This window comes from Streptomyces sp. NPDC024687, from assembly GCF_055559055.1.
Window position 1 is genome coordinate 321,591 of record NZ_JBVHLJ010000003.1, and the last position, 15,446, is coordinate 337,036.

Here is a 15,446-nt window from a genome sequence, read left to right on the forward strand (position 1 = left end):
CCTACGCATCGACTCGGACAGTGAACTCACCCTCGGCGACCCGCGCCCGCAGGGGCTCCGCCGCCGTCACCTCGTCGGGTGCCCGCACCACGTGCCCGTCGGACTTCTGCAGCACGGCGTACCCGCGCCGGAGGGTCGCGGCGGGGGAGAGGGCCACCACGCGCGCGTGGGTGTGCGTCAGCTCGGAGTCCGCGCGGTCCAGCAGATGACCCAGGGTGCGGCGGCCGCGGTCGGCGAGGGCGGCCACATGGTCGGCGCGCTCGTCGATCATCCGGTGCGGATCCTCTATCGACGGCCGCGCGAGCGCCTGAGCGAGGCCCCGCTCCTCCCGCTGGAGGAAGGACTCGACACACCGCCGGGCACGGTCCCGCAGCGCGCGGACCCGCTCGTACTCCTCGCCGACATCCGGTACGACCTTCTTGGCCGCGTCCGTCGGCGTGGAGGCCCGCAGGTCGGCGACGTAGTCCAGCAGCGGGGTGTCCGGTTCGTGCCCGATCGCCGACACCACCGGCGTACGGCAGGAGGCGACCGCCCGCACCAACTGCTCGTCGGAGAACGGCAGCAGATCCTCCACGCTGCCCCCGCCGCGCGCCACGATGATCACGTCCACGTCGTCCAGCGCGTCGAGTTCCTTGACCGCCTGCACGACCTGCGGGACGGCATGCACCCCCTGCACCGGCACGTTGCGCACCTCGAAGCGGACGGCCGGCCAGCGGTGCCTCGCGTTCTCCAGGACGTCCCGCTCGGCGGCCGAGGCGCGCCCGCAGACCAGCCCGACGAGCTGCGGCAGGAACGGCAGCGGCTTCTTGCGCTCCTGCGCGAACAGCCCCTCCGCGGCGAGGGACTTCTTCAGCTGCTCAAGGCGCGCCAGCAGCTCACCGACGCCGACCGGCCTTATCTCGGCGGCCCGCAGCGAGAGCTGTCCCCGCGGCGCGTACCACTCCGGCTTCGCCAGCACGACGACCCGGGCACCCTCGCCGACGACATCGGCGACGTCGTCGAAGACCTGGCGGAAACAGGTCACGCTCACCGAGATGTCGTACGACGGATCGCGCAGCGTGAGGAACACCACGCCCGCGCCCGGGCGCCGGGAGAGCTGGGTGATCTGCCCCTCGACCCACACGGCGCCGAGACGGTCGATCCAGCCGCCGATGAGGCGCGACACCTCGCCGACGGGCAGAGGCGTTTCGGGGGTCGAGTTCACAGCCATGCCGCGAGCGTAACGGCCGGGTACGACAACGCACCGTCACCGGCGGCGAACTACCGGCTGCGCTGGGCTACCAGCACCCCGAGCCCGACCAGCAACCACACCGTGCCCACCACCTGCGCCGCCCCCGACGCCTCCACGATCACCGCCATGGTGATCACCGCCCCCACGACCGGCACCAGCACATGCCGCCACCAGACCACCGGGCCGCCGCGCCTCCGGATCGCGAACCAGCCCGGCACGCTCGCGTGCAGCAGCGTGAAGGCCGTCAGGGCGCCGATGTCGACCACGGACACCAGGTGGTCCATGCCGTCGTCCCGGCGGGCCGCCCACACCGCCGCGACCAGGGTGACGCCGGCCGCGCACAGCAGGGCCACACGCGGGACGCCGGAGTCCGTCTTCGCCAGCACGCGCGGCAGGCGCCGGTCGCGGCCCATCGCGAACAGCAGCCGCCCGGCCGCCGCCTGGCCCGCCAGCGCCGCGAAGGCCGCGCCGATCGCCTTGCTGACGGCCACCAGGTCGTGCAGCCAGGCGCGACCGCACCGTGCGACTTGGCGTCCAGGGTGCCGTAGACGCCGACGGGGGCCATGGGAGCGATGATCAGCAGCCCGTAGACGACGAGGTCCCGAAAGCCCGGGCTGCGCCGCAGGCCGCCGTGCTCCTCCTCGGCCGTACGGTCCGCCGTACCCGTACCGGACATCGCGCCTCCGCCTGTGCCTCGCCCGTCCCGCCCTCCTGCTCCGTTTTCCAAGGAAGGTCACGGGCACGCGATCTTCGACCGGCCGAACGCGGCCTTACGATGGGACGCATGACCGCTTCGCCTGGCCGCCGTGTCCTGCTCGCCGCCCCCCGTGGTTACTGCGCGGGTGTGGACCGCGCCGTGATCGCCGTCGAGAAAGCCCTGGAGCAGTACGGCGCTCCGGTGTACGTCCGGCACGAGATCGTCCACAACAAGTACGTCGTACAGACCCTGGAGAAGAAGGGCGCCATCTTCGTCGAGCGCACGGAGGAGGTCCCGCCGGGCAACATCGTCATGTTCTCGGCGCACGGCGTCGCGCCCGTCGTCCACGAGGAGGCCGCGCGCGGCAAGCTCGCCACCATCGACGCGACCTGCCCGCTGGTCACCAAGGTCCACAAGGAAGCCGTCCGGTTCGCGAACGAGGACTACGACATCCTCCTGATCGGGCACGAGGGCCACGAGGAGGTCATCGGCACCTCCGGCGAGGCCCCCGACCACATCACCCTCGTCGACGGCCCCTCGGACGTCGCCAAGGTCGAGGTCCGCGACGAGTCGAAGGTCGTCTGGCTCTCCCAGACCACGCTCTCCGTCGACGAGACCATGGAGACCGTCGACGCCCTCAAGGAGAAGTTCCCCCAGCTCATCTCCCCGCCCAGCGACGACATCTGCTACGCCACGCAGAACCGCCAGCTCGCGGTCAAGCAGATGGGTGCCGAGGCCGAGCTCGTCATCGTGGTCGGTTCTCGCAACTCCTCCAACTCCAAGCGGCTCGTCGAGGTCGCCAAGCTGGCCGGCTCGCGCGAGGCCTACCTCGTGGACTACGCGAGCGAGATCGACGAGGCCTGGCTGGAGGGCGTGACCACGGTCGGTGTGACCTCCGGTGCCTCGGTGCCGGAGGTGCTTGTCGAGGAGGTCCTGGAGTGGCTGTCGCAGCGCGGCTACGGCGACGTGGAACTCGTGAAGGCGGCCGAGGAGTCCATCACCTTCTCCCTGCCGAAGGAACTGCGTCGGGACCTGCGCGAGGAGGCCGCGGCGCTGGTCGCGGAGCGCAAGGGGACCTCACAGGCGTGACCGTCAGTCGTCCGTCGTAACGTAGGGCCATGCAGATCTTCGGCTTGGACATCGGCGGATCCGGGATCAAGGGCGCCCCTGTGGACCTGGACAAGGGCGACCTCGCCCAGGAGCGTCACAAGGTGCTCACCCCGCACCCGGCAACGCCCGACGGCGTGGCCGACGGGGTGAAGCAGATCGTGGACCACTTCGGGTGGACCGGCCCGGTGGGGCTGACCTTCCCGGGCGTGGTCACCGGCGGATCCCACATCCGTACGGCGGCCAATGTCGACAAGAGCTGGATCGACACCGACGCGCGCGCGTTGTTCAGCGACCGGCTCGGCGGGCTGCCGGTGACCGTGGTCAACGACGCGGACGCGGCGGGCGTCGCCGAGATGAGCTTCGGCGCGGGCAAGGACCGCAAGGGCACCGTCATCCTGCTCACCCTGGGCACCGGCATCGGCAGCGCGGTCTTCGTCGACGGCGTCCTCGTCCCCAACACCGAGCTGGGCCACCTCGAACTGCACGGCCACGACGCCGAGACGAAGGCCTCCAGCAAGGCCCGCGAGGTCGAGGAACTCACCTGGGAGCACTGGGCCCACCGCGTACAGAAGTACCTCGCCCACGTCGAAATGCTCTTCTCGCCCGAGCTGTTCATCATCGGCGGCGGCGTCAGCCGCAAGTCCCAGAAGTTCCTGCCCCACATCGAGGGCATCAAGGCCGAGATCGTCCCGGCCCAGCTGCAGAACAACGCGGGGATCGTGGGGGCGGCGATGCGGGCGGTGCAGGAGTAAGGGGGCCCGCCCCCGGCTGAGCCGGCGCCTCCTGTGGACCGGCACGGTGCGGTCGGCTGTCGGTACCGAGTGACCGGCAGTCAGGGGCCTCGGGCCGAGGGCATCCCGAGAGCCCCGCGCGTCGCCGGTGCCGCCCCGGCGTCAGGGCGAGCGGTCGCGTACCAGGTGGATCCTGTGGACCGGCGCGGTGTGGTCGGCGGCTGGCTGTCGGCACCGAGTGACCGGCAGGCAGGGGCCTCGGGCCGGGCCATCCCGAGAGCCCCACGCGTCGCCGGTGCCGCCCCCGGCTGTGCCGCCCGAGTCGGCCGCCCCGGAGTGGTTCCTCGCACCCTCGGCCCCAGTCGGCGCGTCAGCGTGAGCGGTCGCGTACCAGGTGGATCCTGCGGGCCAGTGCGATGAGGCCGGCGGCCAGGGTGCCGGCGTAGAGCCAGCCGGCCTGGGTGGCCAGGGCGGTGAACAGGCCCATCAGGCGTCCCGAGGTGCCGCCGCCGCTGTCGGCGACCGGGACGAGCCCCACGGCGAAGGCGATCGGGACGACGATCGGAGCGGTCAGCAGGTCGCCCCGGCGCAACCAGACCGACGTCAGCACACTGACCGGCACGAACAGGAAGCCGTACGTCGTGAGCGACGAGCCGAACAACAGGGAGACGAGGCAGCCCAGCACGAACATCAGCGCGCAGCAGAACAGGCCGGCACCGAGCCCGGTGAGCCGGGGATTCGGCAGCCGCCGCAGCCGCCGCAGCGTCCGGACCACCGGCGGCGTGGGTCTGCGGACCACCGGTGGCCGTCGCTCGCCGCGGGCCTGCGCGGGCAGCGGCGCTCCTTGGGCCGGTCGTCGCGTTCCGTTGTGCGGGGGTCGTGTCCTGTGTTGCTCCACTGGACCAACCTAGGTCTGTTTATGTGCGGAATCGCTCGTCGGACACGCCGTGGGAAAGACCTTGGCCATGCGTTCGAGAGGGCCGCCGGAGCGTGCTGCCGCACGCCGTAGACTGGTGGATCGGCCCCCTGGCCGCCCAGTCTCCTCACGTCTCCTCTCACGTACGGGAAGTCGCAACGTGTCGCTCACGATCGGAATCGTCGGCCTGCCGAATGTCGGCAAGTCGACCCTGTTCAACGCCCTGACCAAGAACGACGTGCTGGCGGCCAACTACCCGTTCGCCACGATCGAGCCGAACGTCGGCGTGGTCGGCGTCCCGGACGCGCGGCTGGCGAAACTGGCCGAGATCTTCTCCTCCCAGAAGATCATTCCGGCCACCGTCGACTTCGTGGACATCGCGGGCATCGTGAAGGGCGCCTCCGAGGGTGAGGGCCTGGGCAACAAGTTCCTCGCGAACATCCGTGAGTCGGACGCGATCTGCCAGGTCATCCGCGCCTTCAAGGACGAGAACGTCGTCCATGTCGACGGCAAGGTCTCGCCCAAGGACGACATCGAGACGATCAACACCGAGCTGATCCTCGCCGACCTCCAGACCATCGAGAAGGTCCTGCCCCGCCTCCAGAAGGAGTCGCGGATCAAGAAGGACATCGTCCCGAAGGTCGCGGCCGTGGAGGCGGCGAAGGAGATCCTGGAGAAGGGCGACACCCTGTTCTCCGCGGGCATCGTCCAGGGCTCCGGCAACGAGGAGCTGCTGCACGACCTGCACCTGCTGACCACGAAGCCCTTCCTGTACGTCTTCAACGTCGACGAGGACGAGCTGGTCGACGAGTCGTTCAAGGAAGAGCAGCGCGCCCTGGTCGCCCCCGCGGAGGCGATCTTCCTCAACGCCAAGCTGGAGGCGGACCTCGCCGAGCTCGACGAGGAGGACGCGATGGAGCTCCTGGAGTCGGTCGGCGCCGAGGAGCCGGGCCTGGCCACCCTCGCCCGCGTCGGCTTCAACACCCTCGGCCTGCAGACCTACCTCACGGCAGGCCCCAAGGAGTCCCGCGCCTGGACCATCAAGAAGGGCGCCACCGCCCCCGAGGCCGCCGGAGTCATCCACACCGACTTCCAGAAGGGCTTCATCAAGGCGGAGGTCATCTCCTTCGACGACCTGGTCGAGACGGGGTCGGTGGCCGAGGCCCGCGCGAAGGGGAAGGCGCGGATGGAGGGCAAGGACTACGTCATGCAGGACGGGGATGTCGTGGAGTTCCGCTTCAACGTGTAGCGAATCCGCAGGTCAAAGGGGCTCGGCTCTCCGGAGTCGGGCCCTCGGCTTTTCTCCCCCCGGGACCCGGTCGCGTCACCACCCCACACATGGGCCATGACCCCGTGGGTAGTCGGGCCGTGGAACACGAGCGGGAGCAGCGCTGCCCCGCGCCTTCGACGTGCCGATCGGAGCAGCCATGACTGATCACTCTTCCAACGGCGCCGCCCCCGCCGTGCAGCTGGCCCTGCGCGCCGTCGTGGCCGGCGACGCGGACGAAGCCGAGCTGGACACCCTTGCCGGCAGCGAGGTCCTCGTGCCCACCGCCGACGCCGCCGCCGCCCAGGACGGGGTTCCCGGAGAGGTGACCCTGCCCGTCTACCAGGTGGAAGACGGCACCGAACTGGTGCCGGTGTTCACCACACGGACCCGCATGCAGCATGCCCTCCCGCAGATCACCGAGCACCAGCAGGTGACCCTCGGCGTCCTCGCCCACCGCTGGCCGTCCGAGAAGCTCGCGCTGGTCATCGACGCCGGAACACCGGAGGAGCTGGCACTGACGGCTCAGGGCGTCAAGGAGTTGCTCGACCGCGACGTCGCCTGAGCAGCGCGGTCACGTCCGAGTCCCGTCCGAGTCACGTCGGGGCTTCGCCTCGGTGATGGTGTCGGGGGCGAGGGTGCGGGTGACGAGGGCTTGGACGGTGTCGGTGAGGCGGACGTGGTGGTGGTGGGCGTAGGCGGTGAGGAGGTGGGCGGCTTCGCTGATGGTGGTGTCGGCGTGCTGGGCGATCATGCCCTTGGCGATTTCGAGGGTGGCTTTTGCGGCGAGGGCGCTGTGGACGCGGGTGACGACGTCGTGGGTGGGGGTGGGTTCGGTGGTCCAGTGCATGAGGGCGAGGGCCGCGGAGTCGGCGAGGGCCTGGGCGAGGTGGGTGTCGTCGTCGGGGAGACGGCCGGGGGCTCGGCGCAGGAGGGTGAGGGTGCCCACGGGGCGTTTCTGCAGGCGCAGGGGGATGGCCTGAAGGGCGTGGTAGCCGGTGTGGGTCATCGCGGTGGCGAGGTGGGGCCAGCGGGTGTGTTCGGTGGTGATGTCGGGGACGCTGACGGGTTCGGCGATGCGGTAGCTGTCCATGCAGGGGCCGTGGCCGCTCTGGGTTTGCAGGAGTTCGGTGAAGGCGGCTTCCTCGTTGGTGGAGGCCATGGTGCGCAGGCTGCCGCGGGCGTCGGCGATCATGACGGCTGCGGCGTCGATGTCGAGGAGGTCGTGGCAGGCGTGGACGAGGTGGTGGAAGAGGTGCAGGGGGTCGAATTCCGCGGTGTAGGTGTCCGTGAGGGCGAGGAATGCCTGCGTCAGTTGTCGCTCGCGGTTCATGGGTGCCTCCCCGGCGCTGTGGTTGGGGGTGCCGGCAGGGGGTGCGGGCCGTTCAGTCATCGTGGAGGTCCGTGGTGCGCGCGATGATGGCTTTGGCGAGCTGGGTGGCGGTGCGGCCCTGGGTGAAGGCTCGGGCGCGTAGGCGCAGGAGTGCTTCTTCGGCGCTGACGCCCAGTTGCATCATGATCATTCCGGTGGCCTGGTGGACCTCCTCCCGGTCCGATTCGGCTCCTGACAGCCATGCGACGACTCCTTCGAAATCCTCGGCTCCCCGGTCCAGTGCCAGCACCGCCAACGTCACCGCGTCAGCGACCAGCAGTGCTCTGCGAAGACGATCGCTGCTCAACGAACCCGGCCTGTCCCGGTAGAGATCAAGAGTGCCCAGTGCCGACCCGGTGCTCGCCAGCGGCAGTGAGAACACCGCCTCGACGCCGGCTTTGGTGGCCTGCGGGCAGAACAGCGGCCAGCGGCGGCTGTCCGGAGCACGTGTCAGATCCGTCGCGAACACGGGGGCACGCAGACGGGTCGCCTCCCGGCACGGTCCCTCGCCGAGGGTGAACTGGATCTCCGCCAGGTGCGCGGAGACGTCGTTGCTGGCACACAGCACCACGCCGGTGTCCGCGTCGTCGCCGAGCATCGAGATGGACAGCCCCGACACTTCCGGGATCAGCGCGACGCAGTTACGGCACAGGGCGGCGGGCATCTCGGACGGAGACAGGCCGCTCATCCCGGCGATGAGTTCGCCGGTGATACGAGACCGCTCGAGGTTGGTCCCCTGTTCGGCGTCTCCGCCCCCCAGGAGGTCGTCACCCGGCAAGTCCCTCACCTCCCGTCCACTGCGCGCAACGGTTCCACCGGATCTTGGCACAGGCAAGTGGCTACGGCCCACAACCGGTCCAGGTGAGGCAGCGAGGGTGCCGGCGCCGAAGGGCTGTCGCGCGCGGGGAACGGCGTGCCGACCACTTTTCAGGGGCGTAGCGTCCTCGTAGGGGCAAGTGCGGGTACACGTTCGGGTACACCAAGACGCTGGAGGTGCCTCGTGACCAGCGCGGGTGATCTGGCCGCCGGCGACCACGGCGATCTGGACGCCGTGTTCGCGCAGACGGTGCGCCGAACCGGCGCGTCCATCGGTGCCCTGTACCTGCTCACCCCCGATGAGCGGCTGCTGAGTCTGGACGTGCTGTGCGGGGCGCCCCCCGAATTCGCCGCACCGTGGGCCAGGGTGCCGACGGCCTCTCCGGCCCCGGTGGCTGTCGCGGTCCGTGAGAACCGCCTGGTATGGGTGGGCAGCCAGGAGGAGATGGTCCGCGCCTACCCCCGTACCGCGTTGGTGCTTCCCTACCCGTTGGCCCTGGTCGCCGCACCGGTGGTCGGTGTCCGGCCGTGGGGGACACTGCTGCTCATGTGGCCGGCCACCCGACCGCCGTACATGACGGCACGCGAGCAGGGGCACATCACGTCCAGTTGCCGGCGCCTGGCCCGGCTGCTGGAGGACGCCGTCGCGCACGGAAACGCCCCCTCCGGCGAGGGCCGGCCCCGTGTCGTGTCCCTCGGGCGCCGGCCCGAGAGCCCGGCGATGGCCGCCGCCGACTTCGCGGAGCGACTGCCCGGCGGAAGCTGCGCGCTGAACCTCGAGGGGCAGTTCAGCTACCTCAGTTCCGGCGCCTGTGAGCTGCTGGGCTGCGAAGCCGGCCGACTGCTGGGCACCCTGCCGTGGCAGTCCTTGCGCTGGCTGGACGACCCCGTCTACGAGGACCGCTACCGTGCCGCGGTGCTCAGCCGCGAGCCCGTCTCGTTCACCGCGTGCCGCCCACCGGACCAATGGCTGGACTTCCATCTCTACCCGGACGCCAGCGGCATCAGCGTCCGCATCGTTCCCAGCGGTGCCGAGCCCCTGCCCTCCCCGGCGCCCGCCCGCAGTCACCGTACCGGCGCACCGGCCGACGCGGGCCGGCTGTACCAGCTCACCCACCTCGCCGCGGGACTGACCGAGGTCGTCGGAGTCCAGGACGTCATCGACCTGGTCGCCGACCAGGTCATGCCCGCCTTCGGAGCCCAGGGCCTGGTCCTGTCCGCCGCCGACGCCGGCCGGCTGCGGATCACCGGACACCGCGGCTACGACCCCGACGCCATCGAGCGCCTCGACGGGCTGCCCCTCGACACCGACTTCACCCCGGCCGGGCATGTCCTCGACAGCGGCATCCCGGCGTTCTTCGCCGACCCGGAAGAGATGCGCCGCATCTATCCGCAGGCTCCGCGGGCCAGCGGGAAGCAGGCGTGGGCCTTCCTGCCTCTGATCATCTCCGGCCGGCCCGTCGGCTGCTGTGTCCTGTCCTACGACCGGCCGCACCCGTTCCCCGCCGAGGAACGCGCCGTCCTGACCTCGCTCGCCGGGCTCATCGCCCAGGCCCTCGACCGGGCCCGCCTCTACGACGCCAAACACGACCTCGCCCACGGCCTTCAGCAGGCACTGCTCCCGCGCGCCCTTCCCCACGTCACCGGTCTGCGCGTGGCCGCCCGCTACCTGCCCGCGACCCGGGGCATGGACATCGGCGGAGACTTCTACGACCTGATCCGCCTCGGTGACACCGCCGCCGCGGCCGTGATCGGCGACGTCCAGGGACACAACGTCGCCGCCGCCGCCCTGATGGGCCAGGTCCGCACCGGCGTCTACGCGCACGCGACCCTCGGCACGCCCCCGGACCAGGTTCTGGCCCGGACCAACCGGCTCCTGACCGACCTGGCCCCCGAACTCTTCAGCAGCTGCCTGTACGCCCACTTCGACTTCGCCCGCCGAAGCGTCTGTCTGGCCAGCGCCGGACACCCGCCACCCCTGCTGCGCCTGCCCGATCGCACGACCCGGCCCGCCGTCGTCCCGCCCGGACCCCTCCTGGGCATCGACCCCGACGCCGACTTTCCCCTGACCGAGATCCCGCTGACCGAGGGCCTGATGCTCGCCTTCTACACCGACGGCCTGGTCGAAACACCCGGGGTCGATCTCGACGAGTCCATCGCCCACCTCGCGCAGCACCTCGCCCAGGCCGACGAGCGTGACCTGGACCTGCTCATCGACGACCTGCTCAGGAAGTCCGGCACCGCCGGGCAACGCACCGACGATGTCGCGGTCCTTGTGCTGCAGGACGTGCCGCACGACAGATCATGAACCGGGATCCGGGCGGTCGGCACGCTTCGGCCGGACTCTGCGGGGAACTCGCCGGTCCGAAGGATTTCCAAGGTGAGCGAGGTGTCCTGGCATGTCCAATCCGCAGCAACCAGAACAGCGACGCAGCCAGAAGGGCGGCGGCACGCCCCAGCAGAGCGGCGAACTCAAGGCGGGCCGGCCCGAGACGGAGACCGGCCGCGTCCACGGCACGGACAAGGGAGACAAGGGCGGCGGGGAAGGCGGCGGGGTGCCGCCGGACCAGCAGCCCGAGCACCCGTGAGTCCGTGAGTTCTCCTCGTCCGGAGGACCTGGCTGGAGCCGCGTCGTCGGCGATGCGGCTCCAGTCGGCGCTCGCTAAGCGCCGTCCCCGTCCCGCTCTTCGACGCTCTGCCGCGTGTCGGTGGACCGTGCGGCGGCCAGCGCCTGGTCCAGTGCGGCGCGGACCTCGTCGGACAGCTTTCCGGTGTGGACCCAGTCCACGATCTCTTCGGCGACCTGCCGCAGTTTGATGTTGGTGTGCTGCGACACCTGTCGCAGCACTTCGAAACCCTGGTCGGACCGCATGCCGCCCAGTCCGATGACCACGCCGATCGCATGGTCGATCACGGCGTGGGAGACGATGGCCTCCTGCAGCTGGCCGATCTCCGTCTGCAACTCGCTGATCTTGTTCAGGAGGCTTTCCCGTCCCGGAACAGAGTGGACACCGGTCCGTACGGGGGTGCCGTTCAGCGGGTTATCCATCGTGATCACATCCCAGATCCCGGGTCTCCCGCCCGGGTCATCGACGCCGGAGCCGAACAGTGAGGACGACACTTCGACTATTACCCCGGGACGCCGCTTCTGTGCATCTCTGATCAGGGGACCGGCGTGATCATCGTTGGGTGTCACCCGACTGCCAGCGGACGTTCACTCGGCACTCGTACGTCCTGCACGGCGAAGCCGCTTCGCACCCTCGCCGGGATGCGCCGCAGGGAGATCCTCAGGTCCTGGTCGGGAACGGTGTAGTCGAGGCGGGCGAGGCGGATCGCGAGGGCTTCGAGCAGCCCGATGGTGAGGCCCTCGCCGGGGCAGCGGTGTCCGGTGCGCGGCTCGCCCCCGCCCTGCGGGATCAGTTCGTCGCGCTCGACCGGGTGTTCGAGGAACCGCTGCGGCCGGAAGGCGTACGGATCGCCCCACAGCTTCTCGTCGTGGTTCTGGCCGAAGACGTCGAGGAGCACCATCCCGCCGGCCGGCACCGAGACGCCTCGCCAGGTCAGGTCACGGGTGGCGAGGCCGCCGAGGAACGGCGCGAACGGATAGAAACGGCGAACCTCGTGCACGAACGCGGCGGCATGGGCGGTGTCGCCGTCGCGCAGCCGTTCGCGCTGTTCGGGCCGCAGATGCAGGGCGTGCGCCGTATAGGAGGCGAACCAGCAGACCGCGACGGTGGGGCGGATGACGTTCAGCAGCTCGACGGCGGCCGTGTGGGGGTGGAGCAGTTCGCCTCCGACCTCGCGGTGCTCGCACACAGCGGCGAGCACCGACCCCTCGGGGGCGCCGGCGCGGCCCGAGCGGACGTCCTCGACCAGCCGGGCGAAGCGGTCCTCCTGGCGGCTTCGGGCCCGCCGCGCCCGCCAGTGCCGTGGTCCGGCGGTGGCGAAACCGTCCACCATCGCGACCAGGTCGCGGGCGAGGTCCTCCACCGCGCTGTCCTCGTCTGAGCTGTCATCGTCGAGCGGAATGCCCGCCCAGCGGCACACACCGCGGGTGAGCACCACGCTCGACGCGTCGAAGAGCACGATCTGTTCGCCACCGCTCCATTCCCGTACGGCGTCGTCCCAGGCGGTGGTGACGTGCTCGACGAGGCCGGCGATCCGGTCGGGCTGCAGCAGCGGCAGGAAGAACTCCTTGCGGGCCTGGTGCGCGGCGCCGTCGAGGGTGTGGACGGCGTCATGGCCGAACAGGGTGCTCAGGACGGGCTCCGGCAGTGCGCCGCCGCGGCGCACGTTGTCTTCGTCGTAGAAGAACCGCACCGCCTCCGGCCCCCGCACCACGAGCGCGGGCTTGCCCATCACACGCGTGCGTGCCACGCCGTCGGGGTGCTCACCCAGGAGGCCGGGCAGCCAGGAGTAGCCCTGGACGAGCGCCGGAAGGGAACGGTCGATCACAGGCGAGGTCGGCATCTTCATGGGCGCCGGGTGCCCACACCCGAGGCCCGAACACGTGCGGCCGGTCGCGAGTGGTGCGGTGTGATCTCGCCGGTGGGGAGCGTTTCGGGCCAAGGCCCCCGGGGACACGGAGGGCGGAGGCCGCGTCGCATGCGGGTTCGGCAATGAGCCTGCGTTCAATGCGTCCGCCACTGTGTCGGCCTGCCGCGATCGCGACAGGCCGACAGAGCTGTGCCGTCTCACGGCCACCTTACGGTCGGTACCCCGCTCCCTGGACCGCCACAGCACCGTCCGCGCCGCCCGCCCGAGCGGTGGGAGGATGCGGGAGGGCAACGGAGGGGCGGGAAACGTGGGGCGTGGCGAGCGGGACACGGTCGCGAGGGGAGCGCGGCTGTACGAGGCGGCGCGGACGGTGGCCGGTGACCACCGAAGGGCGGTGGAGGCGGCACGGGCGGCGTTCCAGCCGATCCACGACGCGGCGGTGAAGCGGGAACTCGACGCCATCCCCGTCGCCCGACTGCAGGACGTCACCGAAGGGCGGCTGCGGCTGGGCAGTGTCGAGAAGAGCGGACTGCGCACCGTGAGCAGTGTTCTCGAAGCGGGCCCCTACCGGCTGCGGCAGATTTCCGGCGTCGGGCAGCGCACCGTCGACCAGATGCTCGCGGCCGCCCGCCGGCTCTCCGAGGCCGTGCACGAGACCGTGGCCGTCCACATCGACGTGGACCGGCCGGAACCGGCCACGACCGCGCTCGTCACGGCCCTGCACGTACTGGTCGAGGCCGGCCCCGACGCCCGCCGTGCCGTGGACCGGGCCGCCCTCCTGTCGGAACGGCTCGGTCCACTGCTCGCCGACGCGGGGCCCGCCACCAGTCGCATCCGCATGTTCCTGACCGGCCCGGAGAAGAAGGCTCGCGCGTCGGCCGCGGTCACCGGGATCCGGTCACTGGTGGACGAGGCGGACCGGGCGGACCTGGCCGGGCTGTTCGCCCAGGCATCCGTGGACCTGCTCCGGGGGCCCTCGACCGACATCGCGGCCTGGGTGGACTTCGAACTCCGCTCCGCCGAGTACTACAGCCTGCTCGCCGAGATCTCCGGGCGGCCGCCGGACGCGGCGGCCGCCGAGGGGTTCCTGCCGGACGAGATCGCCGAGAGGGTACGCGGCCAGCGTCTCGACGACGCGCACCGGCGGGTCTCCCTGCGCGGGTACCAGTCGTTCGGCGCGCGGTTCGCGCTCGCGCAGCGCAAGGTGATTCTCGGCGACGAGATGGGCCTCGGGAAGACCATCCAGGCGATCGCCGTGCTGGCACACCTGGCCGCCGAGGGACAGAGCCACTTCATGGTCGTCTGCCCGGCGAGCGTCCTCGTGAACTGGACGCGGGAGATCGAGGCCCGCAGCGCCCTGCGGGTCATGGTGCTCCACGGCCCCGACCGGCACGAGGCGTTCGCCGACTGGAAGGGGCGGGGCGGGGTCGGGGTGACCACCTTCGACGCGCTGCGCGGTTTTCCTGCGCCGGGCGACGGGGAGGTCGGCGTGCTCGTGGTGGACGAAGCGCACTCCGTGAAGAACCCGAAGGCCAAGCGGTCCCAGGCGGTCGCTCTGTGGGCGGAGCGCTGCGGGCGCACTCTCCTCATGACCGGAACGCCGATGGAGAACCGGGTCGTGGAGTTCCACAACCTGGTCCGGATGCTCGACGGCGACCTCGCGGACTCCCTCGGCGAACGGGACGCGTTCGCCGGATCGGTCGCCTTCCGCAAGGCCGTGGCCCCGGTCTACCTGCGGCGCAACCAGGAGGACGTACTGACGGAACTCCCGAGTCTGCAGCAGACCGACGAGTGGGAGGAGCTGAGCGCGTCGGACGAGGAGGCGTACCGGGAAGCCGTGCGCGCGGGCAACTTCATGGCGATGCGCAGGGCCGCGTACCTGCGCCCCGAGAAGTCGGCCAAGCTGGACCGGCTCCGGGAGATCGTTCAGGAGGCGGGGGAGAACGGACAGAAGACGGTGGTCTTCTCCTATTTCAAGGACGTCCTGACCGTGGTGAAGGAAGCGCTGACGGCCCGGAACACCGAGGGCGTGCCCCTGTTCGGTCCGCTCACCGGCAGCGTCCCGGCCGGGCGGCGGCAGCAGATCGTCGACGACTTCGCCGGTGTTCAGGGTCCCGCGGTGCTCGTGGCGCAGATCCAGGCAGCGGGCGTCGGCCTCAACATGCAGGCCGCCTCCGTCGTCGTCATCTGCGAACCGCAGATCAAGCCGACCATCGAGCACCAGGCGGTGGCCCGGGCTCACCGTATGGGTCAGGTCAGGCCGGTGCGTGTGTACCGGCTCCTCGCCACCGGGGGCGTCGACGAACGCCTGGTGAAGCTGCTGGAGGCCAAGACGCGCCTCTTTGACGCGTACGCCCGCCGCAGCGCCGTAGCCGAGGCATCCCCGGACGCGATCGACGTGTCGGACACCGAACTGGCCCGCCGGATCGTCGAGGAGGAACAGGCCCGCCTGGGCATGACGGACGACAGGCTCACAACAGCGGAGTGAACCGCCCTCCCGCCGGCCACACAAGGACCGCCGACCCACCCCGCTCCCTCCCCACGTGGGGGCGCGTGGAGCGCGTGAGGTTGGCAGACCGTCCTGGCGCAGGGTGACTGCAGCTCCCCAGGGGCGCGGGGAACCGCGCGACCAGCCCCCACCGGCCGGTAGCCGCCCGACAACCGCACCCGGCACCCCTATAAGCGCCCCGGCCAAGCCCAGCGCAGCGGCACCGCGGGGAACCGCGCGACCAGCCCCCACCGGCCGGTAGCCGCCCGACAACCGCACCCGGCACCCCTATAAGCGCCCCGGCCAAGCCCAGCGCAGCGA

General features: G+C 70.9%; 13 protein-coding genes and 1 pseudogene. 7 read left to right on the forward strand and 7 right to left on the reverse strand.

What is annotated here, in order from left to right:
* Nucleotide 1: 1 nt before the first annotated feature.
* Together xseA and ACZ39I_RS13345 are read right to left on the reverse strand one after the other, a co-directional pair.
* Entirely contained in the window at nt 2-1,210 is a 1,209-nt protein-coding gene (gene xseA / locus ACZ39I_RS13340) for an exodeoxyribonuclease VII large subunit (RefSeq protein ID WP_467244609.1), read from the reverse strand.
* A 50-nt stretch (nt 1,211-1,260) separates the two neighbouring features.
* Nucleotides 1,261-1,737, reverse strand: a pseudogene (locus tag ACZ39I_RS13345) (amino acid permease); the annotation flags it as partial.
* 269 nt (nt 1,738-2,006) lie between these two features.
* On the opposite strand from ACZ39I_RS13345, the gene ACZ39I_RS13350 reads away from it, so the two are divergent.
* Both ACZ39I_RS13350 and ppgK read left to right on the forward strand, forming a co-directional pair.
* A complete protein-coding gene (locus ACZ39I_RS13350; RefSeq protein ID WP_467244610.1) occupies nt 2,007-3,017 on the forward strand; it encodes a 4-hydroxy-3-methylbut-2-enyl diphosphate reductase in 1,011 nt (336 codons plus the stop codon).
* Nucleotides 3,018-3,046: 29 nt separating this feature from the next.
* The gene (gene ppgK, locus ACZ39I_RS13355; RefSeq protein ID WP_451472350.1) at nt 3,047-3,790 is read left to right on the forward strand and encodes a polyphosphate--glucose phosphotransferase; all 744 of its coding nucleotides are present in this window, start codon (nt 3,047-3,049) and stop codon (nt 3,788-3,790) included.
* A 349-nt stretch (nt 3,791-4,139) separates the two neighbouring features.
* Here the strand turns inward: ppgK and ACZ39I_RS13360 are convergent, their stop codons facing one another.
* Nucleotides 4,140-4,667, reverse strand: coding sequence for a DUF6542 domain-containing protein (locus ACZ39I_RS13360; RefSeq protein WP_467244611.1), 528 nt, complete (start codon nt 4,665-4,667; stop codon nt 4,140-4,142).
* Nucleotides 4,668-4,845: 178 nt separating this feature from the next.
* On the opposite strand from ACZ39I_RS13360, the gene ychF reads away from it, so the two are divergent.
* Nucleotides 4,846-5,934, forward strand: a complete 1,089-nt coding sequence (gene ychF, locus ACZ39I_RS13365; RefSeq protein ID WP_403659882.1) for a redox-regulated ATPase YchF — start codon at nt 4,846-4,848, stop codon at nt 5,932-5,934.
* A gap of 178 nt (nt 5,935-6,112) precedes the next feature.
* A complete protein-coding gene (locus ACZ39I_RS13370) occupies nt 6,113-6,517 on the forward strand; it encodes an SseB family protein (RefSeq protein ID WP_467244612.1) in 405 nt (134 codons plus the stop codon).
* Between the two features lie 9 nt (nt 6,518-6,526).
* On the opposite strand, the gene ACZ39I_RS13375 is transcribed toward ACZ39I_RS13370, so the two are convergent.
* Both ACZ39I_RS13375 and ACZ39I_RS13380 read right to left on the reverse strand, forming a co-directional pair.
* Nucleotides 6,527-7,285, reverse strand: a complete 759-nt coding sequence (locus ACZ39I_RS13375; protein ID WP_467244613.1) for a GAF and ANTAR domain-containing protein — start codon at nt 7,283-7,285, stop codon at nt 6,527-6,529.
* A gap of 52 nt (nt 7,286-7,337) precedes the next feature.
* Nucleotides 7,338-8,102 (reverse strand): GAF and ANTAR domain-containing protein, encoded by a 765-nt coding sequence (locus tag ACZ39I_RS13380; protein WP_467244614.1) that lies wholly within the window; start codon nt 8,100-8,102, stop codon nt 7,338-7,340.
* A gap of 222 nt (nt 8,103-8,324) precedes the next feature.
* On the opposite strand from ACZ39I_RS13380, the gene ACZ39I_RS13385 reads away from it, so the two are divergent.
* A complete protein-coding gene (locus ACZ39I_RS13385; protein ID WP_467244615.1) occupies nt 8,325-10,448 on the forward strand; it encodes a SpoIIE family protein phosphatase in 2,124 nt (707 codons plus the stop codon).
* A gap of 91 nt (nt 10,449-10,539) precedes the next feature.
* Entirely contained in the window at nt 10,540-10,728 is a 189-nt protein-coding gene (locus ACZ39I_RS13390) for a hypothetical protein (protein WP_451472345.1), read from the forward strand.
* Nucleotides 10,729-10,802: 74 nt separating this feature from the next.
* Here the strand turns inward: ACZ39I_RS13390 and ACZ39I_RS13395 are convergent, their stop codons facing one another.
* Both ACZ39I_RS13395 and ACZ39I_RS13400 read right to left on the reverse strand, forming a co-directional pair.
* Nucleotides 10,803-11,189, reverse strand: coding sequence for an ANTAR domain-containing protein (locus ACZ39I_RS13395; RefSeq protein ID WP_451472344.1), 387 nt, complete (start codon nt 11,187-11,189; stop codon nt 10,803-10,805).
* Between the two features lie 143 nt (nt 11,190-11,332).
* Nucleotides 11,333-12,616, reverse strand: a complete 1,284-nt coding sequence (locus tag ACZ39I_RS13400; RefSeq protein ID WP_467244616.1) for a cytochrome P450 — start codon at nt 12,614-12,616, stop codon at nt 11,333-11,335.
* 328 nt (nt 12,617-12,944) lie between these two features.
* Here ACZ39I_RS13400 and ACZ39I_RS13405 point away from each other — a divergent pair, with 328 nt between their 5' ends.
* Nucleotides 12,945-15,125 carry a DEAD/DEAH box helicase gene (locus ACZ39I_RS13405; RefSeq protein WP_467244617.1) on the forward strand — a complete coding sequence of 727 codons (2,181 nt, stop codon included), beginning with the start codon at nt 12,945-12,947 and terminating at the stop codon, nt 15,123-15,125.
* The last annotated feature ends 321 nt before the right edge of the window (nt 15,126-15,446 follow it).